Here is a 19,364-nt window from a genome sequence, read left to right on the forward strand (position 1 = left end):
GACCTGGACCTGCCTGGCCAAATCTGGCGCGACCGCCCGCCGCTACCCCGCGCCCCGGTGACCGAGCATGCCCTGCAGTACGCGGTTACTTCGCGCGCCGACAAGCTGGCCCGCCTGCGTACCGCGATGCGAAAACTGGGCGCCACCCATCACCTGCTTTCCAGCCTGGACGACATCGCCTGGCTGACCAACCTGCGTGGCAGCGATGTCGACTACAACCCGGTCTTCCTGGCCCATCTGCTGATGGACGCCAACGATCGGGCCACCTTGTTCGTCGGCCGCGGCAAGCTGAGTGACGGTCTGGTCGCCGCGCTGGCCGGCGATGGTGTGGCGATCGCCGACTACGTTGCGGTAAACGATGCGCTGGGCGAACTCGGCAACGATGATGTCCTGCTGTTCGACCCCGCACGGGTCGTCAGTGCCGTCGCCGATGCCATCGCTCCTGGGCTCCGGCGCCTCGAGGCAGCCAATCCGACCACCTTGTTCAAGGCGCGCAAGCAACCCGACGAGCTGGCGCATATCCGCGAAGTCATGCGCCGCGATGGCGCCGCGCTGGTGCGCGCGTTCCGGCGCCTGGAAGAGCGCCTGAGCGCGGGCATGACGCAGACCGAGCTCGATGTCGACACCTTGCTGCTGGAAGAGCGAGGAGCACAACCGGATTTTGTCGGTCCGAGCTTCGCCACCATCGCCGGCTATCAGGCCAATGGCGCCCTGCCGCACTATCGCGCCACCGAGGAAGCGCACAGCTCCCTGCAACGGCAGGGCCTGCTGCTGATCGATTCAGGCGGCCAATATGCCGGCGGCACCACCGACATCACTCGCGTGCTCGCTTTGGGCCCGACCGGCGATGAGCAACGCCGCGACGCAACCCTGGTATTGAAGGGCATGATTGCCTTGTCGCGCACGCGCTTCCCACAGGGCGCCAGCGGTCCGCAGCTGGACGCACTGGCGCGCGCACCGCTATGGGCGGGAGCGATGGACTATGCTCACGGCACCGGCCATGGCGTTGGGTACTTTCTTAATGTGCACGAAGGTCCGCATGGCATCCGTCAGCCGGCACCGGGCGGCGCCCTGGTACCGCTGGAGCCTGGGATGATCACGTCGATCGAGCCGGGGCTCTATAAATCTGGACGCTACGGCATCCGCCACGAGAACCTGGCTGTCGTGGTGGAGGCCGAGCAAAGCGAGTTCGGTAGCTTCTACGCTTTCGAGACGCTTACGCTATGTCCGTTCGATCGCCGCGCACTGGAACCGAGTCTGCTCAACCCGGAGGAGCGCGCATGGCTGGACGATTATCATGCCTCTGTCCGTGCCGCGCTGGCGCCCATGCTGGAGGAGGCCGATCTGGCATGGCTGGAGCGGCATTGCGCACCGCTATGAAAAGCGCAGAGGGTAATGCGCAGAGGCCACGCCTCCCGTCCTCCAAGGGCCAGGCTCAGTTGGTGCGACACCATCTCACTACAAACAGCACCACAGAAATATTTTCCTTAGGGCGGAATGTGCCCCGGCGCAGCCAGCCCCCTCTCCAACTCCGCCCGGCCCTTGACCCGAAGCCACCGTCCCACCCATCCTCCCGCGCCTGACACCGAAGACCGCCTCCCGCATGAACACCCGCTATAACGCCGCCGATATCGAAGTCCTCTCTGGCCTTGACCCGGTCAAGCGCCGTCCCGGCATGTACACCGATACCACGCGCCCGAATCACCTGGCGCAGGAAGTTATCGACAACTCGGTGGACGAGGCGCTGGCGGGGCATGCAAAAAGCATCGAGGTCATCGTCCACAACGATGGCTCGGTGGAGGTCAGCGACGACGGTCGCGGCATGCCCGTGGATATTCATCCCGAGGAAGGCATCCCGGGCGTGGAGCTGATCCTGACGCGCCTGCACGCAGGCGGCAAATTCTCCGGCAAGAACTACAACTTCTCCGGCGGCCTGCACGGCGTAGGCGTTTCCGTAGTCAACGCGCTGTCCAATCGCGTGGAAGTGACCATCCGCCGGGACGGCAACGAATACCGCATGGCCTTCGAGCACGGCGATCGCGTCAGCGAACTGGACATCATCGGCACCGTGCCCAAAAAGAAGACCGGCACGACCGTTCGCTTCTGGCCGGAAGCCAAATACTTCGATTCGCCCAAAATCTCGCTCTCCAAGCTCAAGCACCTGCTGCGCGCCAAAGCCGTGCTCTGTGCGGGACTCAACGTCAAGCTGACCGATGAGGCCACCGGCGAGAGCATCGAGTGGCACTACGAAGACGGGCTGCGCGACTACCTGCGCGGCGAACTGGATGGCGCCGAAGCACTGCCCTCCGACCTGTTCGTGCACCATGTGGCGCGCGACACCGAAGGCCTGGATGTCGCCCTGGCCTGGGTGCCCGAAGGCGAACTGGTGCAGGAAAGCTACGTCAACCTGATTCCGACCGCGCAAGGCGGTACCCACGTCAACGGCTTGCGCTCAGGCCTGACTAATGCCATCCGCGAATTCTGCGACATCCGCAACCTGCTGCCGCGCGGCGTGAAGCTCGCGCCGGAAGATGTCTGGGAGCGCCTCGCCTTTGTGCTGTCGGCCAAGCTGCAGGATCCGCAGTTCGCCGGTCAGACCAAGGAACGTCTCTCGTCGCGCCAGGCGGCCGCTCTGGTGGAAAACGTCGTACACGACGCCTTCAGCCTGTACTTGAACCAGCATGTGGATCTCGGCGAGCGCATCGCCCAACTGGCCATCGAGCGTGCAAGCGCTCGCCTGAAGGCTGCCAAGCAGGTGGTGCGCAAGAAGATCACCCAGGGCCCCGCCCTGCCCGGCAAGCTCGCCGATTGCTCGGCTACCGACCTGACGCGCACCGAGTTGTTTCTGGTCGAAGGCGATTCGGCCGGCGGCAGTGCCAAGCAGGCACGCGACAAGGATTTCCAGGCGATCCTGCCGCTACGCGGCAAGATCCTCAATACCTGGGAAGTCGAGTCGGGCTCCGTGCTGGCCTCCGAGGAAGTACACAATCTGGCCATCGCGATCGGCTGCGATCCCGGCAAGGACGATCTATCTGGCCTGCGTTACGGCAAAGTGGTGATTCTCGCCGACGCGGATTCGGACGGCCTGCATATCGCCACCTTGCTCTCGGCATTGTTCCTGCGTCACTTCCCGGCGCTGGTACGCGAAGGACACGTCTTCGTAGCCATGCCACCGCTTTTTCGCGTCGATGTGGGCAAGCAGGTGTTCTATTGCCTGGACGAGAACGAAAAGCAGGCCATGCTGCAGAAGATCGAGCGCGAAAAGATCAAGGGCCAGGTCAGCGTCACGCGCTTCAAAGGCCTGGGTGAAATGAATCCCGGGCAATTGCGCGAATCGGCTATCCATCCGGATACGCGACGCCTCGTGCAATTGACGGTCGAGGAAGGCGACGCCACGGCGAAACTGATGGATATGCTGCTGGCCAAGAAGCGCGCTAGCGATCGCAAGGCATGGCTCGAGGAAAAGGGCGATCTGGCGACGCTTGAGGTTTAAGCTCCTATCCAAGCGCTGAGCGAGAAGAAGTGAGGAGCGAATAAGCGCATCGGATGACACGTCGCTGTGCCCTGTCTGTCTCCTCTCTCCTCTCCACTCATGTCTCGCACTCGCCTTCTCCGAGTAACCGGACTAAGGTAACCGCCATGACCCTCTCCCCCCCCCTCAACCTGCAACGCTGGATCGACGAACACCGCCACCTGCTCAAGCCGCCGGTGGGTAACAAGTGCATCGTCGACGGGGATTTCATTGTCATGATCGTCGGCGGCCCGAATGCGCGCACCGACTATCACTACGATGAAGGCCCGGAGTACTTCTACCAGCTCGAAGGCGAGATGGTGCTGAAGGTGCAGGACGAAGGTCAGGCTCGCGACATCCCTATCCGCGCCGGCGAAATGTTCTACCTGCCGCCACGCGTGCCGCACTCGCCTCAACGCGCACCAAACTCGATCGGCCTGGTCATCGAACGACGACGCCTGGCCCATGAGCAGGATGGCCTGCTCTGGTTCTGCGAGCGCTGCAACCACAAGCTATACGAAGAATATTTCGTACTCGACAGCATCGAGCGCGATTTTCCACCGGTGTTCGAACGCTTCTATCGTTCACATCGGGCACGCACCTGCAAAGCTTGCGGCCATCTGAACCCGGCACCTGCGAAGTACGCTTAAGGACCCCCCGATCTATCCGGCAAGACCGCCTGTTTGCAAATGAGCGTGGCGGGGCGATGTCCGGAACGCCGCCTACGAAGCATGTCCTGCGCGTCCCTAGCGTGTCAGCCATTTATGTGCCATCCGGCGCAAGGAGTCGTCGGTATCGGCGGCTTCGGCCAAAGTACGGATCGGCTGCCAGGCCAGCGCCAGCGATTCCTCGCTGATCGCAAACGCTTCGTTGCCGCCAGCGCGAACCACATAACGCACGTCGTAATGCCAGTGTCCCGGCTCGTTGCCGCGCACCGGAATCCAGTGGCGATCCAGGTCGAAGATCGCCGTTTCGACCCGTAACCCGTCAAGCCCCGACTCCTCTTCGGCCTCGCGCAGTGCCACGCGCGCGAGATCGACGTCGCCATCGGCGTGCCCACCCAATTGCAACCAGCGATTCAGCTTGCGGTGATGCGTGAGCAAACAGCGCTCGCCGTCCGCACTGACCAGCCAGGATGAACCCGTGAAATGCCCTTCGCGATGACTGCGCTCGAAGGCTTCCGGTGCCTGACGCAAGAAATCTTCGAACAGCGCGGTTGCTGGCTCGCCGGGCCAGCGTCGCGCGTAATCCTTCAAGGCAAGCGATAGCGGCGTGGCAATCGTCATCATCGGCCCATCTGCGCATCAAATAGTCATTCTAACCGCGATCGTCAGATGTCGGCAGCACATGCGACAGGAAAAGCCTACAAGGAACTAAGCAAATAACTCACGCTCACCCTCTAATTTTGTCGCTTCTAGAAAACATGTCGCACAACTTAGCCTTCGTAGACGGATGTTGTTTGTTAGGGACAATGCCTAAGGAGGCGAATCAAGATGGAGATAAGCAAGTCAATCGCGTGTGTCTTGCTGGGAGGAGGCATCGCTTGTTGGGCAGGAACCGCTATCGCGTCGGACGTGAACTACACCGGTCCGCTACTAACCCCCAATGCGGCCATCATGCCGAAAGGTCTCATCAGCATCGAGCCCTATTTGATCTATTCAAATAGCAGCTATTTTTACGACGATCATGGCAACAAGCGCCGTCGCGATACCCGTACCTCCCAATGGCAGACGCTGGTACCCATCACCATCGGCGTTACGGAGCGTATCGGCTTGCAGGCATTGCTTGGCGCCGTCCACAACCATGCCGGAAGCCAGCGCTCGTCCGGCCTGCGCGCCACCGACGCATCGGCGCGCGCACAATTCCTGCTGGTGCGCCCCAGCGCCGACGGCCTCACTCCTGCCGTATCGGTGGGCGCGATCCACTTCTTTCCGACGGGCCGCTATGACCGGCTAGGCAACAACGTACTGAATGGCTCGGGTAGCGGCCTGCATAGCGATCGCGTGGATCTGCTGATCCAGCAGAGCATCCCCATGCCCAATGGGCGACCGTTACGGTGGCGTGGACGGGTCGCCTACGACTTCAACCCAGGCGCGGTCGATGTGCGCGGCCAAAGTGTCTACGGTACCGAACCCGGCTTTCGCGGCAGCGTGTCGCCCCATCACGCCTGGAATGCATCGGCCAGTGCCGAATACAGTATCGACGCACATTGGGTACTGGTGATGGAACTCGCCTACCAACGTTCCGCCGCCGCGCGCGTGTCTGGCCAGGCACCCGGCAACGGCAGCACGGTCGCCATCGACCGCTACATGCCGCCTGGCCACACGTTCAGCGTCGCACCAGCCGTCGAATACAACGTCAACGGCTCCCTGGGCATTATCGCGGGCGTGCATGCGAGCCTATCGGGCCGCAACAGCGGTGCATTCGTCGCGCCGCAAGTGGCCGTCAATATAGTCTTTTGACACTTGTCTCCACGGGGCGCGTCTCCATGCGCGCCCGTGGGGTCTTGCGTCCCCTGCGCATTCCCACCCCGCGCCGGGGCCCGTGACCGCAGTGCACCTTGTACCACCACGTTCAGCTGGGATATGGTGTTTCGGTTGTGTTCCGAACCGAGGCTCGGCAGGCACCAACTCTAACAAGCTGTGCGCGGCACTACCGATTTGGGGAGAACCATGCTGAAAAATCTGTTCGCTACACATTCTATCGAGCCCAACCCACATGTCGATGCCGGGGAAACCCATGGCAGCCTGCAAGGGGAAGTCACGCTCAAGCGTGCATTGACCGCCCGCCATCTGGTCATGCTTGGCATAGGCGCAATCATCGGTGCCGGTATTTTCGTCATCACCGGACAAGCCGCGGCCGAACATGCCGGCCCTGCGATCGTATTGAGCTTTGTGCTGGCCGGGTTTGCCTGCGCATTGGCGGCACTGTGTTATGCCGAGTTCGCCGCGATGATCCCGGTCTCCGGCAGCGCTTATTCGTACTCCTATGCCACGCTCGGCGAGTACGTCGCCTGGTTCGTCGGCTGGAGCCTGGTGCTGGAATATCTGTTCACCGTGGCCACGGTGGCCTCCGGCTGGTCGGGTTATTTCAACAAACTACTTTCGCTGATCGGCGGCTGGATCGGCCATGATGTTTCGCTGCCGGCGATCCTTTCCTCGGCGCCCTTCACGGTGGTCGATGGCCATATCCAGGCCACCGGCATGCTGATCAACCTGCCGGCGGTAGCGATCATCGCCGCGATCACCGGACTGTGCTACGTCGGCATCACGCAGTCCGCTTTCGTCAACTCGATCATCGTGGCGATCAAAGTAACGGTGATCCTGCTGTTCATCGCCTTCGCGGCGAAGTATGTCAATCCGGAACACTGGCACCCGTTCATTCCGGCGAACGAAGGCGGCTCCAAGTACGGCTGGGCCGGCGTGGGCCGCGCGGCGGCCATCGTGTTCTTCTCCTATATCGGTTTCGACGCGGTATCGACCGCAGCAGCCGAAGCGAAGAACCCGCAACGCGACATGCCGATCGGCATCATGGGTTCGCTGGTGGTATGTACGGTTCTGTACATCATCGTGGCCGGCATCCTCACCGGTATCGCCGATTTCCGCTTGCTCGGCACTCCCGAACCGGTCGCTACCGCGCTGGACAACTATCCGACGCTGCGCTGGTTGCAGGTCATCGTAGTGATCGGCGCCGTCACCGGTCTTAGCTCGGTGATCCTGGTCATGCTGATGGGTCAACCGCGCATTTTCTACTCGATGGCACGCGACGGCCTGATTCCCGCCGTCTTTGGCCGCATCCACCAGAAATTCCGCACCCCGCATGTGGGCACAGTAGTGGTGGGCGTACTGGCCGCCGCACTCGGCGGTCTGTTCAACATCGGCGTGCTCGGTGAAATGGTGGCGATGGGTACGCTGCTTGCCTTCGCTACGGTGTGCATCGGCGTACTGGTGCTGCGCTATACCCGCCCCGAGCTTCCGCGCGCCTTCCGCGTGCCGGTGCCGTGGCTGGTCTGCCCGCTGGGTGCGCTGGCCTGCCTGGCCTTGTTCCTGCAATCGTTCGTGGAACATTGGCGCTGGATGGTGACCTGGATCGTCATCGGCCAGATCATCTACTTTGCCTACGGCTACTCGCATAGCAAATTGCGCAAGCAAAACGGCTAATGTAGCCCCCGAAGGGCCGGCCTCGCCGGCCCTTCGCTTTAACGCTCGCCACGGGCCCGCGTGCCCGCCCCGTTGTTTTCTCAGGTTCGACGCATGCTTAAGCAGCTCCTCGCGCGCAAGATCGATTTCAGTGACGCCGATAGCGAAGCCCACGGCCCAACGCTACGACGCTCACTTGGCCCCTGGGGCATCACCGCATTAGGCATCGGCGCGGTCATCGGCACAGGCATCTTCGTGGTGACAGGCCAGGCTGCAGCCGATCATGCCGGCCCCGCCGTCTTGCTCTCGTTCGTCCTGGCAGCGATCTGCAGCGGCTTCACGGCACTGTGCTATGCCGAATTCGCCACGCTGATCCCGATCTCGGGCAGCTCCTATTCTTACGCTTACGCCACATTGGGCGAGCTCGTCGCCTGGTTCATCGGCTGGAACATGGTGCTCGAATACGGCATCTCCGCCTCAGCCGTGGCAGCAAGCTGGACAGGGTATTTCGTCAGCCTCCTCGATCACATCGGCATTCATTTGCCGAAGGCACTGACTGAAGCGCCACTGGCCTACACAAACGGCCACCTGGTTTCGACCGGGCACCTGTTCAACTTGCCAGCGGTGGCGATCGTGCTTGCGCTGACCTGGCTGTGCTACGTCGGCATCCGCGAATCGGCCGGCATCAACTTGGGCATGGTGATCCTCAAGGTCGGCCTGATCATTGTCGTCGTCGTGGCCGGCTATCGTTACGTCGATCCGTCTCTATGGCACCCGTTCATCCCGCAGAATCAAGGCCCGGGCAAGTATGGCTGGGAAGGCATCATGCGCGGCGCCGGCATGGTGTTCTTTGCTTACATCGGTTTCGAGGCCACCTCGACCGCGGCGCAGGAATGCAAGAATCCGCAACGTGACTTGCCATTTGGCACGCTGGTCTCGCTAGTTATCTGCACCGTCCTGTACCTGGCGATGGCTGCGGTGCTGACGGGGCTGATTTCCTATACGCAACTCGGCACGGACGAACCTGTTGTAACAGCTATTCGCGCCCATCCAGAACTGGATTGGCTGCGGCTGATCGTGGAGATCGGCGCACTGATCGGCCTCTCCTCGGTGATCCTGGTGATGATCATCGCTCAACCGCGCATCTTCATGATCATGTCGCGCGACGGCCTGCTGCCGCGCGTATTCAACCGCGTCCATCCACGCTATCGCACACCTCATCTGAACACGCTCATCACTGGCGCGGGCATTGCCGTCCTCGCCGCAGTGTTTCCCCTGGACCTGCTCGCCAACCTGACATCGATGGGTACGCTGATCGCCTTCGTCGCAGTGTGCGCCGGCGTGCTGATTCTGCGCTTCACTTCACCGGAACTGCCGCGCAGCTTTCGCGTACCGTGGGCTATCGTCATTTGCCCGGCAGGCGTGATCAGCTGCTGCGCACTGCTTTACACGATGGAATGGTTCAATTGGATGCTGATGATTGCGTGGACTGTGATCGGCCTGGCGATCTACTTCGGGTATGGCTTGAGGCACAGCCGGCTGCGCCGATCAGAAGTCCAGGCCATTCGTTAAGCGCGCACTGAATTTCGGCGAATTTCGTGGAACTTCTTCGAATTGACATCTACTGTGACTTAACAAATTTTGCGTTCGACCCGTAGGGAGCAACAAAAAAAATCCGAAATTGGTTGATAACTCTTTGAAATTAAATAGTTTAACAAGTTCTTATCCTTAAAATTCATAGACCGTCGTGGTTGCGGCCAAGTCAACCGGAGTATGATCGGTGCTCCGAGGGTTGATCACTTGGCAGTGGGCCCCGGATTGCGGCCCGGCGCGTCAGGCAAGCAGCTCCTCGTCTGATGCGTCCGGGCCGCACCTTTCTCTGCCATTCGCGTCGCACAGACGCCGCCCACCTGGCGCTTCCTTCACTCGCTCTTCGCACCGTGCTTACAGGCGACTCACTGTTGCTTGCGCCGATTTAGTGCATGAAAAAGGCCGGCGATGCCGGCCTTTTCGTCGCACGCCACCCAGAATGGGCAACACTCAAGCCTTCTTCGCCGTATGCGATACGCACCAGCCCTTCGCATTGACTGCCTTGCCGGGGAACAATTGACATGGACCATAGCCGCTAGGGCCACCGGAATAAAACTGGCAGTTGGCGCAGTCATCGCCCGCCTTGTGTTTGCTGTCGGTCGTTTTGCTGGCGTTCTCGACGTAACCGAGCGCTTTGGCAGTCGGGTCGGTCTCGGAAACATGCGGCAAATCGGCAGCGTGCGCGAATCGCGGCAAAGTTCCGCCCACCAGGGCCACCGCGGCAGCCGTGCCAGCGGCAGCCTTGAGAAAGCGGCGACGCGATTCGATATCTTTGTCATGCGACATTGGTAAAACCTCCGTCTTCGTTCACCGCACCTCGCGGCAAAACCCAAACCGGATGGTACGTCGCATGGAGCGAAGCTGGCGAGAATGGCTCGCATTCCCGCCGCTGCCGTTCCGGCCCTCGTGTTATATTCACGCACTATTTTGGACGTCCATTCGCCATGAGCCAGGTTCTTCCAGCGACGATTTCCCCGACCTTGTTCGCAGAGCGGGCCGATGCCATCGTTACCGCCGCGGCGGAGCTGGCAGCATTTGGCTGGACGCCGGCAACCAGCAGCAACTTCTCGATGCGGCTGGACAACGAACTTGCAGCGATCACGATTTCCGGCCGCGACAAAGGCAAGTTGGCGCGCGACGACATCATGATCGTCGATATGGACGGCAAGGCTGTCGGTACCGCGGCGCGTCCTAGCGCCGAGACCGAGCTGCATACGCAGATTTATCGTCGCTATCCGGCCATGAATGTGGTGCTGCATACGCACTCGCGCACGCAGAGCGTGGCTTCGCGCTTGTTCTCAAAGGATGGCGTCATACGGCTGGAGGGCTGGGAGCTGCAAAAAGCCATCGCCGGACAGACTACGCACGACGCCACTCTGGAAGTTCCGGTATTCCCCAATACCCAGCACATGCCCGAACTGGTCGCACGCGTGGATGCCTGGCTCGACGCCGGCAAGCCGCTGTATGCGTACCTGATCGACGGTCACGGCATCTACACCTGGGGCCGCGACATGCCCGAGACGCGCCGCCACCTGGAGGCGCTGGAGTTTCTGCTGGGCTGCGAACTGGATCTGAAGCGGCTCGGCGCCTGACTCGTCACTGCCGCCACCTTCATCTTTATCCTGCTGGAGTAAATGTCATGAGCCGCTTGCGCATCTATGAAGACAGCCGCCCCGAAGCACCGGTATCGGTACATGCCAGCCATGCCGAGATCGCTCACGAGCTGGGCAAGGCCGGCATCCGCTTCGAGCAGTGGGAAGCGGCGCAACCCGTGGCACCCGGCGCCAGCCAGGAAGAGGTCATCGCTGCCTATCGCCGCGATATCGACCGGTTGATGCAATCGGAAGGCTATCAATCGGTTGACGTGATCAGCCTCAAGCCCGATCACCCCGACCGCGCCGCCTTGCGGCAGAAGTTCCTCAACGAACACACGCATAGCGAAGACGAAGTGCGCTTCTTCGTTGCCGGTGCCGGCCAATTCACGTTGCACATAGCGGGCAAGGTGTACGAAGTACTGTGCGAACAGGGCGACCTGATCGGCGTGCCCGATGGCACCCCACACTGGTTCGACATGAGCGAATCGCCTTACTTCGTTGCCATTCGCCTGTTCACCAACAAGGAAGGCTGGGTGGCACAGTTTACGGGCACAGATATCGCAGAGCGGTTTCCACGCATGGCCCCCATGGTCTAGGAGACGATGAGCAGGAGCGAGTTAAGGCAACCGCCAGCGTCGCATTTACTCTCTTCTCTCCACGCACTTCTCCCGACTCGTTTCTTCCAACTGACTCTTATCGGCTCCATGTCCACTATCCGCGTCATCCTCACCGACATCGAAGGCACCACGAGCTCCATCAGCTTCGTCAAAGACGCGCTGTTTCCATATGCGCGCAAGCGGCTGCCCGCCTACGTCGAGACGCATGGCGATAAGCCAGAGGTGCAACATTGGTTGCACGAGGCGGCCAAAGAAGCGGGCATTGTCGAGGCTACCCGACAGGAAATCATCGAGCTGCTGCTGCGCTGGATCGACGAGGATCGCAAGTCCACTGCCCTCAAAGCGCTGCAGGGCATGATCTGGAAAGACGGCTACGAGAACGGCGATTACCGCGCTCATATGTACCCGGAGGTTTCCGCCCGACTGCATGCCTGGCGTGGCGAAGGCCTGCACTTGTATGTCTATTCTTCCGGCTCAGTTCCCGCGCAACGCCTGTTTTTCGGCTACAGCGACGCCGGCGACCTGACCCCCCTGTTTGCCGGCTATTTCGACACCGAGACGGGCCCGAAGCGCGAGCAGGCATCGTACGAGCGCATTGCTGCCGCCATCGATGAACAACCGGCACATATCCTGTTCCTTTCCGACATCGTCGAGGAGCTGGATGCGGCCCGGGCGGCTGGTTTCCAGACCGGCTGGCTCGTCCGAGCCCCGCACCCCCTGCCGGACGCCCCTCGCCATCCGGTCTACCGGGATTTCGACGCCATCGCTCCTTGAGGCAAGCCACCCGGGTAGAATGGATCGGAGCATCCCTAAGCCCCTGTGCGAGCCCGCCGCATGCGTATCGTCCTGATTGCCCTGCTCGCCTTCGCCGCTGGCGTCCTGGCCATGCTTACCGTGGGTCACTACCGGACGCCGGAACTCAACGCCCTGGCCCCAGCGCAGGCACCGGCGCATGCAACGAGCGCGTCGCCAGCCGGCGCGGCATCCGCCGCGGATGCGGCTGACGATTCGGACGATGACGACAACGGGCTAGCCAACTGGCCGAGCAACGGCATGACGCCGGAACAAGTGATGTATGCGCAACCGCAGCTCCTACGCCAGTCGCTGGCCGGACTCAAACCTCGCGTCAGCGGCAAACCCAATCTCTACGTGATCGCATTTGCCGGTGACGGTGGCGAGGACGTATTTCGCAATGAAGCGGAGTTCAGTTCCCGGCTGTTCGCGCGCTTCGGCCCGACCGTGCATACCTTGGTACTGGAGAACAATCCCGCCGCACTATCCCATCGCCCGCTAGCCAGCTGGAGCAATCTGGAAGCCGCACTGGAAGGTGTGTCCAGCATGATGAAACCGGACGAGGACATCCTGCTGCTCTACATGACTACTCATGGCGACCATGACAGCACCTTGCTGGTAGACATGGATCCCCTGCCTCTGGACCAGATCGGTCCGCCGGACTTGGCCGATATCTTCAAGAAGCATCCGTTCAAATGGAAAGTGGTGGTGGTGAACGCCTGCTACTCCGGTGGCTTCGTACCGGACCTGCGCGGCTCCGGCACCCTGGTGCTGACAGCCGCGCGCGAGGATCGCAGTTCGTTCGGCTGCGGCAGCGATTCGGATATCACCTATTTCGGCAAGGCCTGGCTGGCCAACGCTCTCAACGGCACGCCAGATTTCATCGTCGCCTTTAACCAGGCACGCGAGCAGATCGCGCAATGGGAGCAACAAGACAAGCTCACCCCGTCCGAACCGCAAATCGATATCGGTGCAGGGATTGCCGAACAATTGGCCAAATGGCGTCATGGCGCCGCTGAAGGTGCGTCCGTGCCGTTTGCGCCTGCGCCATCGCTGCCGCACGTCGCTGCCGCCGGCACCGACGCCCCTTAGCGCGCCGCCTCGTGGCGACTCGCCAGTACCTCGGCGGCATCGGCTAATCCAAGGCCGCGGGCACGCAGCAACACGGTGAGGTGGAACAGCAAGTCCGCCGCCTCACCCAGCAGCGCCTCGTCGTCCTGCGCTACGGCCGCCAAGGCGGTCTCCACCCCCTCTTCGCCGACCTTTTGCGCGATCCGCCGGATACCGCCCTCGAACAGGCGTGCGGTATAGCTGCCGTCTGGCAGCTCGGCCTGCCGTTGACTTACCAGCGCATCGAGTTCGGCCAGGAAACCCAGCGGCGGACGGACCCTGCCGTCTTCGCCGAAACAACTCGGCGTACCGCGATGGCAGGTCGGCCCTTGGGGCTCGGCGCTCACCAGCAACGTATCCGCATCGCAATCGACGCTCAGCGACACCAGCCGCAGCACGTGCCCGGAGCTCTCGCCCTTGGTCCACAGGCGCCCTTTGCTGCGGCTATAGAAAGTCACCTTGCCGTCGCTCAGCGTCTGCTCCAGCGCATCGCGATTCATATAGCCGAGCATCAACACTTCACCGTTCAGGTGATGCTGCACGATCGTCGGCAGCAGGCCACTGCCCTTGCCCCAATCCAATGTCGCCGGATCGATGGATAGCTTCATAGACGTACCTGCACGGCGCGCTCGCGCAAGAACTGTTTGAGCGCAGGAATGGAAATGGCGCCGGAGTGGAACACGCTGGCGGCCAGCGCGCCATCCACATCCGCCACCTCGAACGCATCGAGGAAATGATCTGGCGCCCCCGCACCGCCCGACGCAATCAATGGCACCTTGCATACTTGGCGCGCGGCGATCAGTTGTCCCAGGTCATAGCCTTCGCGCACGCCGTCGCTGCCCATGCAGTTGAGTACGATCTCGCCGGCGCCGCGCTGCTGCGCTTCGCGCATCCAGTCGAGCGTACGCCGCGGCAATGCCTGGGTCCGGGCCGGGTCGCCAGTGTACTGGCGCACGCGCCATTGACCATCGGCATCGCGCAGACTGTCCACGCCGACCACCACGCATTGCACGCCAAACGCTGCGGCCAGCTCGTCGATCAACTCAGGACGCTCCAGTGCCGGCGAATTGATCGACACCTTGTCCGCACCGGCATGCAATACCGTACGTGCCTGTTCGACATCGCGAATGCCGCCGGCAACGCAGAACGGAATATCGATGACGCGTGCCACCCGTTCGACCCAGGCACGATCCACGCTGCGCCCCTCGGGACTGGCAGTGATGTCGTAGAACACCAGTTCGTCCGCGCCTTCGTCACGGTAGCGCAAGGCCAGATCGACGATATCGCCCATCACGACGTGATCGCGAAAACGCACGCCCTTGACCACCTTGCCGTCGCGCACGTCCAGGCAGGGAACGATGCGGCGGCTCAGCATGTCAACGCCTCATCGAGCGTGAAACGCCCCTCCAACAAGGCGCGCCCCAGGATCACCGCCGCAGCGCCCGCATCGCGCGCAGCCACGATATCGGCTATCGAACGCACGCCACCGGAGGCCTGGATCGACAGCTCCGGTGCCAACGTATGCATATGACCGTACAACGCGAGGTTGAATCCACTCAACATACCATCGCGCTCGATATCGGTGCATAACAGATGATGTGCGCCCTGCTGGGCATACCACGGCGCAAGTTCGTCCAGGCTACCGTCCTCCATGGCCGTCCAGCCGGCGCTGGGCAATGCCCATCGGCCCTCGTGCCAACGCGTGTCGAGCGCGACGGTCAGATGTTCGGCGCCGAAATCGCGCAACCACTGCACTACCCGCTCGGGTTCGCGCATCGCGACGCTACCGACAACGACGCGCTCGACGCCGGCATCGCGCAAACGCTGCACGTCCGCTTCGGTGCGCACTCCACCACCGGCCTGGACACGCAGACCGATGGCCGCAATCGCTTCGATCGCGGCCAGGTTTTCCAGGTCGCCCGAACGCGCACCGTCCAGATCCACCATGTGCAGCCATTGTGCACCGGCGTCCAGATAGCGCGCGGCCAGTTCGGCCGGCGCGCTGTCGTAGCGCGTCTCCTGGGCGTAGTCGCCCTGCTTGAGCCGCACAACGCGGCCTCCGCGCAAGTCGATCGCGGGTATCACCGTAAAGCTCATAGCGAAAGAAAATTCTCCAGCAGGCGCGCGCCCACGCGCGCGGAACGTTCCGGATGGAACTGCATGCCGTGGAAATTACCGCTGGCGACTACTGCGGCAAAATCACCACCATAGCTGGTACTGGCTAACGCGTAGTTACCGACGGGTACGGCATAGCTGTGCACGAAATAGGCTCGATCGTCGTCGCCCAATCCGTCCAGCAGCGGATGCTGGCGGAGCGCATGCAAGCGATTCCAGCCCATATGCGGTACACGCAGTCCGTGGCCGTCATCGAAGCGACGCACGGCGGCTGGAATCACACCCAGGCAATCGACATCGGCCTCTTCCGAGCGCACGCACAACAACTGCATGCCCAGGCATACGCCAAGCACCGGCTGGGTCAAACCACGAATGGTGTCGACCAGGTCCAGTTGCCGCAAACGCGCCATGCCGGGCCCCGCAGCGCCGACGCCCGGCAGGATCACCTTGTCGGCAGCGCGAATGCTCGCCGCATCGGAGGTCAGTTCGGCATCTACACCCAGACGCTGCAAGGCATAACGCACCGATCCGATATTCGTGCCGCCGGCATCGACCAGGACAATCGCCATTACAGCGCTCCCTTGGTGCTGGGCAAATCATTGCCTTCGCGACGAATCGCCTGGCGCAGGCAGCGCGCTACGGCCTTGAAGCAACCTTCGATCATGTGATGCGCGTTGTCGCCGCGCACGCTCAGATGCAGATTCGCACCGAGCGTCTCGCATAACGAGCGGAAGAAATGCGGTAGCAATTCCGTCGGCATCTGGCCGACCCGGTCGCGCGGCAACACCCCGTCGAAGACGAAATACGGGCGACCGGAGAGATCCAGCACAGCGCTGGCCTGGGTTTCGTCCATCGGCACCGTAAAGCCGTAGCGACCGATGCCGCGCTTGTCGCCCAGGGCCTGGCGCAAGGCCGAACCGAGGGCCAGTGCGCAATCCTCGATGGTGTGGTGCTCGTCGATATGCGTATCGCCCTGGCAGTCGAGTGTCAGGCCAAAACCGCCGTGTTTTCCCAACTGCTCAAGCATGTGATCGAAGAAGCCAAGACCCGTATGTACCTTTGGCTCAGCTGCCTGATCCAGGTCGACCCCGACGTCGATACGGGTCTCCTTCGTATGGCGCGTTACCTGCGCTATACGCGGCGCATCGAGCACGCGATGCGCAAGTTCCAGCCAGCCAATGCCTCGTGGGCCGACACGCCAGCCGCGCACACCAAGATTGGCAGCAAATTGCAGATCGGTCTCCCGGTCGCCGACCATTAGCGACGCGGTGCGGCTCCAGCCATCGTCGGCCAGATAGTGGCGAACCATACCTACGCCCGGCTTGCGCGTATCCAGACCGTCAGCTGGGAAACTCCGATCGATCAGCACTTCGCGAAATACCACCCCCTGGGAAGCCAGGATGCGCAACAGCAATGCATGCGGACCGATAAAGTTGACCTCAGGAAACCGCTCCGTACCCAGGCCATCCTGATTGGTCACCATCACCAGTTCGTAGCCCGCGGCGACAAAGCGCTGCAATGCGGCCACCACGCCGGGCAGCAGGCTCAGTTTCTCGTAGCTGTCGATTTGCTCATCGGCCGGCTCCTCGATCAGGCAACCGTCACGATCGACGAAAAGCATTTTCCGGCTCATGCCGGCACCTCTTGCAGGACAGTGAGCACACGCCGGTTCTCTTCCGGCGTGCCGATAGTGATGCGCAGCGCATCGTCCAGTTGACGATAGCGACGCACATCGCGCACCACGATACCGGCTTCGAACAAACGCCGGTATGCGCCCGCAGCGTCGTTAAAACGCACGGTAAGGAAATTGGCGGCCGACGGTAGCACTTCGCGCACAACCGGCAACAAGGCAAGTGCCGCGGCCAGGCTTGCACGCTGCTCGCGAACCTCACGGATCTGCCCGGCCACAGCCAGACAGCCCGACGGCGACAACGCCTGCAACGCAGCGGTCAGGCAAGGTGTCGGAACAGGATACGGCGGCACGATCTTGCGCAACAGATCGATAACCATGGGTGCGGCCAGCACGCAGCCCACGCGTGCACCGGCCAGCGCCCAGGCCTTGGAAAGCGTACGCAGAACAGCCAGATGTTCGTATCGCTCCAGCAGATCGATCGTGCTGCTGCCCTCTTCGGCAAACTCGGCATAGGCCTCATCGACCACAAGCACCGCGCGACCGGCCAGGGCATCGGCCAACGCGACAATCGTGGCGCGCGATACCCGTTGTCCGCTTGGGTTATTGGGATTGCAAACGAAGACCAGCTTCACAGCAGGGGTGATCGCCGCGACAACCGCATCCACGTCGATGCCGAAACGAGCATCCAGCGGCACCTCGATAACGGCCGCATCTTGCACTCTGGCGCACACGGCATACATGCCGAAGGTCGGCGGCTGCACCAGGATCGCATCCCGCCCCGCGCGACAGAAGGCACGTATCAGCAGGTCGATAGCCTCATCGCTACCGCGGCCGACCAGGATACGTTCGCGGGCAACTCCATAAAGGCCAGCCAATGCATCGAGCAACACCGCGGGCTGGGGATCGGGATAGCGGTTGTAAGCGCCCTGTTGCCCATACGACGGCCACGCCGATTCGTTGGCATTAAGCCATACCTCACCATCGCTCGCCTCCATTCGCGCCGAGGAATACGCCTGCATGCGCAAGATTTCCGGACGAGCCAGATCGAGCACGCTCATGCAGCCGACTCCTGCGCACGCAGATATTCCAGGCGCGTCGTGACCGCGCGGCGGTGGGCTTCCAGTTGCTCTGTCGCAGCCAACAGCGCCGTACATGGGCCGATGGCCTGCAAGCCTTCGGCGCTCAAGGCCTGCACGGTGATCTGCTTCTGAAAACTGGCCACCGAGACACCGCTGTAAGCGCGCGCATAGCCGTACGTGGGCAGGACGTGGTTGCTGCCACTGCAGTAGTCACCCACAGATTCGGGTGTCCATGGCCCCAGGAATACGGAGCCCGCGCTCTCCACTGCATCGAGCAAGGCGCGCGGCTCGGCAACCTGTACGATCAAGTGCTCCGGTGCGTAGCGATTGCTGACGGCAACCGCCTCGTCGACATCTGCCACTTCGATCAAACGACTTTGCGCCAAAGCCTGCCGCGCCGTTGCCGCGCGCGGCAGCAGGTCGCATTGGCGCTCGACTTCGATGGCGACCGCATCGAGCAGTGCGGATGCATTCGAGACCAGGACCACTTGGGAATCGGGGCCGTGCTCGGCCTGCGACAACAGATCGGCGGCGATAAAGGCCGGCGACGCCTGCGCGTCGGCAATCACCAATACCTCCGAGGGACCTGCTGGCATATCGATAGCGGCGCCATCCGGATCGCCGGAGACTTGCAGCTTGGCCTCGGTCACCCATGCGTTACCGGGACCGAACAATTTGTCGCTCTTGGGTACGGTTGCGGTGCCATAGGCCATCGCGGCGATCGCCTGCGCGCCACCGAGCTTGAACACCTTATGCACCCCGGTCACCTGCGCCGCATAGAGCACCGCTTCGTCGCAGCGGCCATCGGCGCGCGCCGGAGAGCACAAAGAAACTTCGGTACAACCGGCGATGCGTGCCGGCACGCCAAGCATCAGCGCGGTGGACGGTAGCGGAGCCGTGCCCGCGGGAACGTACAAGCCGACACGGCGGATTGGCCGCAGCACACGTTCCACTCGCACGCCCGGGGCGGTGTCCAATGCGACCGGCGTGGGTGCTGCCGCACGATGAAACGCCTCGATGCGACCGGCGGCTTCGCGGATCGCCGCTTTCACATCCTCGTCAAGCGCCGCTTCCGCGGCGGCAAACTCCTCCGGCTGCACCGCTAGCGTTTCAGGCAACCAGCCATCATGACGCAGTGTCAACTCACGCAGAGCCTCGTCACCACGCTTACGCACCTGCGCGA

The 19,364-nt window shown here is 62.2% G+C and carries 19 protein-coding genes; 10 read left to right on the top strand and 9 right to left on the bottom strand.

Annotation, left to right across the window (positions count from 1 at the left end; genetic code table 11):
- The 3 genes from VIM98_RS16435 to VIM98_RS16445 form a co-directional block, all read left to right on the top strand.
- Positions 1-1,380, top strand: a 1,380-nt coding sequence (locus VIM98_RS16435) for an aminopeptidase family protein P (protein ID WP_331994193.1), incomplete at its 5' end; no start/stop codon positions are given.
- A 223-nt stretch (positions 1,381-1,603) separates the two neighbouring features.
- Positions 1,604-3,493: a DNA topoisomerase IV subunit B gene (gene parE, locus VIM98_RS16440; RefSeq protein ID WP_331994194.1), complete on the top strand. Its 1,890-nt coding sequence runs from the start codon at positions 1,604-1,606 to the stop codon at positions 3,491-3,493.
- Between the two features lie 146 nt (positions 3,494-3,639).
- The gene (locus VIM98_RS16445; RefSeq protein ID WP_331994195.1) at positions 3,640-4,161 is read left to right on the top strand and encodes a 3-hydroxyanthranilate 3,4-dioxygenase; all 522 of its coding nucleotides are present in this window, start codon (positions 3,640-3,642) and stop codon (positions 4,159-4,161) included.
- A gap of 96 nt (positions 4,162-4,257) precedes the next feature.
- Here VIM98_RS16445 and VIM98_RS16450 read toward each other — a convergent pair whose 3' ends face one another.
- Positions 4,258-4,800 (bottom strand): NUDIX hydrolase, encoded by a 543-nt coding sequence (locus VIM98_RS16450; RefSeq protein WP_331994196.1) that lies wholly within the window; start codon positions 4,798-4,800, stop codon positions 4,258-4,260.
- A gap of 327 nt (positions 4,801-5,127) precedes the next feature.
- Here VIM98_RS16450 and VIM98_RS16455 point away from each other — a divergent pair, with 327 nt between their 5' ends.
- From VIM98_RS16455 to VIM98_RS16465, 3 genes are all read left to right on the top strand, one after another.
- Entirely contained in the window at positions 5,128-5,973 is an 846-nt protein-coding gene (locus tag VIM98_RS16455) for a hypothetical protein (protein ID WP_331994197.1), read from the top strand.
- Positions 5,974-6,183: 210 nt separating this feature from the next.
- Positions 6,184-7,671 carry an amino acid permease gene (locus tag VIM98_RS16460; protein ID WP_331994198.1) on the top strand — a complete coding sequence of 496 codons (1,488 nt, stop codon included), beginning with the start codon at positions 6,184-6,186 and terminating at the stop codon, positions 7,669-7,671.
- A 93-nt stretch (positions 7,672-7,764) separates the two neighbouring features.
- Positions 7,765-9,222 (top strand): amino acid permease, encoded by a 1,458-nt coding sequence (locus VIM98_RS16465; protein ID WP_331994199.1) that lies wholly within the window; start codon positions 7,765-7,767, stop codon positions 9,220-9,222.
- Positions 9,223-9,690: 468 nt separating this feature from the next.
- Here VIM98_RS16465 and VIM98_RS16470 read toward each other — a convergent pair whose 3' ends face one another.
- Positions 9,691-10,026 (bottom strand): high-potential iron-sulfur protein, encoded by a 336-nt coding sequence (locus tag VIM98_RS16470; RefSeq protein ID WP_331994200.1) that lies wholly within the window; start codon positions 10,024-10,026, stop codon positions 9,691-9,693.
- A 158-nt stretch (positions 10,027-10,184) separates the two neighbouring features.
- Between VIM98_RS16470 and VIM98_RS16475 the strand changes: the two genes are divergently transcribed.
- The 4 genes from VIM98_RS16475 to VIM98_RS16490 all read left to right on the top strand — a co-directional run bounded on the left by VIM98_RS16475 (position 10,185) and on the right by VIM98_RS16490 (position 13,336).
- Positions 10,185-10,832, top strand: coding sequence for a methylthioribulose 1-phosphate dehydratase (locus VIM98_RS16475; protein ID WP_331994201.1), 648 nt, complete (start codon positions 10,185-10,187; stop codon positions 10,830-10,832).
- A gap of 47 nt (positions 10,833-10,879) precedes the next feature.
- Positions 10,880-11,431: an acireductone dioxygenase gene (locus VIM98_RS16480; RefSeq protein ID WP_331994202.1), complete on the top strand. Its 552-nt coding sequence runs from the start codon at positions 10,880-10,882 to the stop codon at positions 11,429-11,431.
- Between the two features lie 108 nt (positions 11,432-11,539).
- Positions 11,540-12,226: an acireductone synthase gene (mtnC, locus tag VIM98_RS16485; protein ID WP_331994203.1), complete on the top strand. Its 687-nt coding sequence runs from the start codon at positions 11,540-11,542 to the stop codon at positions 12,224-12,226.
- 60 nt (positions 12,227-12,286) lie between these two features.
- A complete protein-coding gene (locus VIM98_RS16490; RefSeq protein ID WP_331994204.1) occupies positions 12,287-13,336 on the top strand; it encodes a C13 family peptidase in 1,050 nt (349 codons plus the stop codon).
- On the opposite strand, the gene hisIE is transcribed toward VIM98_RS16490, so the two are convergent.
- The 7 genes from hisIE to hisD form a co-directional block, all read right to left on the bottom strand.
- Positions 13,333-13,962, bottom strand: coding sequence for a bifunctional phosphoribosyl-AMP cyclohydrolase/phosphoribosyl-ATP diphosphatase HisIE (gene hisIE / locus VIM98_RS16495; RefSeq protein WP_331994205.1), 630 nt, complete (start codon positions 13,960-13,962; stop codon positions 13,333-13,335). The genes VIM98_RS16490 and hisIE overlap by 4 nt on opposite strands.
- Positions 13,959-14,729 carry an imidazole glycerol phosphate synthase subunit HisF gene (gene hisF / locus VIM98_RS16500; protein WP_331994206.1) on the bottom strand — a complete coding sequence of 257 codons (771 nt, stop codon included), beginning with the start codon at positions 14,727-14,729 and terminating at the stop codon, positions 13,959-13,961. The genes hisIE and hisF overlap by 4 nt, the downstream gene beginning before the upstream one ends.
- Positions 14,723-15,451 (bottom strand): HisA/HisF-related TIM barrel protein, encoded by a 729-nt coding sequence (locus VIM98_RS16505; RefSeq protein ID WP_331994207.1) that lies wholly within the window; start codon positions 15,449-15,451, stop codon positions 14,723-14,725. The genes hisF and VIM98_RS16505 overlap by 7 nt, the downstream gene beginning before the upstream one ends.
- Positions 15,448-16,038: an imidazole glycerol phosphate synthase subunit HisH gene (hisH, locus tag VIM98_RS16510; protein WP_331994208.1), complete on the bottom strand. Its 591-nt coding sequence runs from the start codon at positions 16,036-16,038 to the stop codon at positions 15,448-15,450. Before hisH ends, VIM98_RS16505 begins: the two co-directional genes overlap by 4 nt.
- A complete protein-coding gene (gene hisB, locus VIM98_RS16515; RefSeq protein ID WP_331994209.1) occupies positions 16,038-17,102 on the bottom strand; it encodes a bifunctional histidinol-phosphatase/imidazoleglycerol-phosphate dehydratase HisB in 1,065 nt (354 codons plus the stop codon). Before hisB ends, hisH begins: the two co-directional genes overlap by 1 nt.
- Positions 17,099-18,160: a histidinol-phosphate transaminase gene (gene hisC / locus VIM98_RS16520; RefSeq protein WP_331994210.1), complete on the bottom strand. Its 1,062-nt coding sequence runs from the start codon at positions 18,158-18,160 to the stop codon at positions 17,099-17,101. The genes hisB and hisC overlap by 4 nt, the downstream gene beginning before the upstream one ends.
- The coding region (hisD, locus tag VIM98_RS16525; RefSeq protein WP_331994211.1) for a histidinol dehydrogenase at positions 18,157-19,364 on the bottom strand (1,208 nt) is incomplete at its 5' end. The genes hisC and hisD, both read right to left, overlap by 4 nt.

The sequence above is a fragment of the Dyella sp. genome (assembly GCF_036568765.1).
Lineage (GTDB): Bacteria > Pseudomonadota > Gammaproteobacteria > Xanthomonadales > Rhodanobacteraceae > GSA-30.

Bases quoted from the DNA above. Each gene is read 5' to 3' on its own strand.
- VIM98_RS16470 (WP_331994200.1), bottom strand. From the start codon at position 10,026: ATGTCGCATGACAAAGATATCGAATCGCGTCGCCGCTTTCTCAAGGCT.
- VIM98_RS16475 (WP_331994201.1), top strand. From the start codon at position 10,185: ATGAGCCAGGTTCTTCCAGCGACGATTTCCCCGACCTTGTTCGCAGAG.
- parE (WP_331994194.1), top strand. From the start codon at position 1,604: ATGAACACCCGCTATAACGCCGCCGATATCGAAGTCCTCTCTGGCCTT.
- VIM98_RS16505 (WP_331994207.1), bottom strand. From the start codon at position 15,451: ATGAGCTTTACGGTGATACCCGCGATCGACTTGCGCGGAGGCCGCGTT.
- hisF (WP_331994206.1), bottom strand. From the start codon at position 14,729: ATGCTGAGCCGCCGCATCGTTCCCTGCCTGGACGTGCGCGACGGCAAG.
- hisIE (WP_331994205.1), bottom strand. From the start codon at position 13,962: ATGAAGCTATCCATCGATCCGGCGACATTGGATTGGGGCAAGGGCAGT.
- VIM98_RS16445 (WP_331994195.1), top strand. From the start codon at position 3,640: ATGACCCTCTCCCCCCCCCTCAACCTGCAACGCTGGATCGACGAACAC.
- VIM98_RS16455 (WP_331994197.1), top strand. From the start codon at position 5,128: ATGCCGAAAGGTCTCATCAGCATCGAGCCCTATTTGATCTATTCAAAT.
- VIM98_RS16480 (WP_331994202.1), top strand. From the start codon at position 10,880: ATGAGCCGCTTGCGCATCTATGAAGACAGCCGCCCCGAAGCACCGGTA.
- VIM98_RS16450 (WP_331994196.1), bottom strand. From the start codon at position 4,800: ATGATGACGATTGCCACGCCGCTATCGCTTGCCTTGAAGGATTACGCG.
- hisC (WP_331994210.1), bottom strand. From the start codon at position 18,160: ATGAGCGTGCTCGATCTGGCTCGTCCGGAAATCTTGCGCATGCAGGCG.
- hisB (WP_331994209.1), bottom strand. From the start codon at position 17,102: ATGAGCCGGAAAATGCTTTTCGTCGATCGTGACGGTTGCCTGATCGAG.
- mtnC (WP_331994203.1), top strand. From the start codon at position 11,540: ATGTCCACTATCCGCGTCATCCTCACCGACATCGAAGGCACCACGAGC.
- VIM98_RS16465 (WP_331994199.1), top strand. From the start codon at position 7,765: ATGCTTAAGCAGCTCCTCGCGCGCAAGATCGATTTCAGTGACGCCGAT.
- hisH (WP_331994208.1), bottom strand. From the start codon at position 16,038: ATGGCGATTGTCCTGGTCGATGCCGGCGGCACGAATATCGGATCGGTG.
- VIM98_RS16490 (WP_331994204.1), top strand. From the start codon at position 12,287: ATGCGTATCGTCCTGATTGCCCTGCTCGCCTTCGCCGCTGGCGTCCTG.
- VIM98_RS16460 (WP_331994198.1), top strand. From the start codon at position 6,184: ATGCTGAAAAATCTGTTCGCTACACATTCTATCGAGCCCAACCCACAT.